Here is a 1519-nt window from a genome sequence, read left to right as displayed (position 1 = left end):
GCGTCGTGCTCCCCGCGATCTCCGTGCTGTTGTACGGCTTGTACGTTGTTGCGTCGTTCTGGTTCGTCTGCACTTCCGGGATCGTCAGATCCTAGCCGACCGCCAGCTCGGCATCCCCACTGATCGCATTGGCCTGAGCGATGACGTACCAGAGGCTCGCATTTCCGTAGACCGACTGCGCGATCGACTTGAGCGTATCGCCAGTCTGCACCACGCAGCCCAAGGTCGGGGAACATCGTGGCGGCAGATACCGATTTTTAGCACCAAAATACTCACATCAAGCGGGCGCATGCTCGAACAAAAAGCATCATCGACTCTACGCAATCACTAGCCTGAAACTAACGCAAAACACCAACACTAAGTAGGCGCATAGCGTTTAACTCATCGTACGTTACGACGATCCTGATTCCACTCTCTGGGAGTTCGTACCTGCTTGATAGATCACTTGAGTCCACCGGCAAGCCCAGTAACTCGTGTACTTCGACTTGACTCATTAGACCCTGGAGGCCAAAAGGCAAGTCTTTTGAATACGCAGAAAATGTTCGCGTTACCTGCGTATATATCTGCAGAGAAATCAAGCGGTCGTTTTCAAAGAGAAGATCGACACCTTCTTGAGGGGAGCCAACATATCGACGAAACGGAGGATCTTCAAGGACTCGGCTTGGCGCTATGGAATTTAGCAACGCCGTGATTTCACTAGCGCCACTCATCTTCCCAACCGCAGCGACTACGTCAGCCATTAGTACACTCCATGCCTCGTAAAGAAATCAACTATCGATTGCTCGCTGGAAAGTTGATTGAACAGCTTTTGATTTGCCTGATTCAACCGTCCAAATGAATTTTGCAATTTTTCCGGACTGTACTTAAGCCCGGCCGCATTCTCAAGATGAACCGCCTGATCTTTCACCGCAGCCCCGGTGAGATCGAAGGAATCCCTCGCGATTTGTGCTTGTGTATTAGCACCAAAATAGGTGCGGCCAGCTGCATGCAAGTCCTTCGCAATAATCACTGTGTTCGTGTTATCCCGCAGCGAGACCGCCTCGTCAGCAGTCAACTCTCTACCCAAAACCGCTTCGACGTTTTGGCGAATTGCGGCATAAGAAGGAATGTGATCCCCAGTGAGCTCGTCACCAACAACAGCACCCGCCTTACTCTCTCCGTGTGTCATCACATCGTACATCTGAACGGGAACCTTGGCACGGCGTCCGACCGATGCATCGCCAACGTCATGTGGAACGTTCGAGTCCCCGAGCGCGGTGCTACGATTCGCCGCAGCAGCCTCCTCCGCCGCCCGCGCCGAAGCGGCCGCCTCATCCGCCGCTTTCGCCAGCGCGCTCGCGTCACCAAACTTCGCGGCCACAAACGGTGTGGCCACGGTCAGTCCGCCAAACACCACACGACCGCTCAGCTTGGCAAAGTCGCCAGCCGCCAGATCCTTCCGGTACTCCTGCGTGAACCCGTCCACCAGCGCCTTGGTGTTTGCCAACGACTGCTGCGGATTGGTCAGCCAGCGGGTCAC

The 1519-nt window shown here is 54.7% G+C and carries 2 protein-coding genes; both read right to left on the bottom strand.

The window, feature by feature from the left end; all coding sequences use genetic code 11:
- Nucleotides 1-91: 91 nt before the first annotated feature.
- Nucleotides 92-214, bottom strand: a complete 123-nt coding sequence (locus tag B5X73_RS20490) for a LysM peptidoglycan-binding domain-containing protein (RefSeq protein ID WP_176167915.1) — start codon at nucleotides 212-214, stop codon at nucleotides 92-94.
- Nucleotides 215-739: 525 nt separating this feature from the next.
- Nucleotides 740-1519 (bottom strand): hypothetical protein (locus B5X73_RS21155; protein ID WP_176167914.1); only part of this gene is annotated, 780 nt, incomplete at its 5' end.

Origin of the sequence: Luteibacter sp. 22Crub2.1, assembly GCF_900167995.1 — a bacterium.
Taxonomy (GTDB): Bacteria; Pseudomonadota; Gammaproteobacteria; order Xanthomonadales; family Rhodanobacteraceae; genus Luteibacter; species Luteibacter mycovicinus.
Note: the sequence above shows the minus strand (reverse complement) of the source record. Positions and strands in the feature narration are given on the sequence as shown.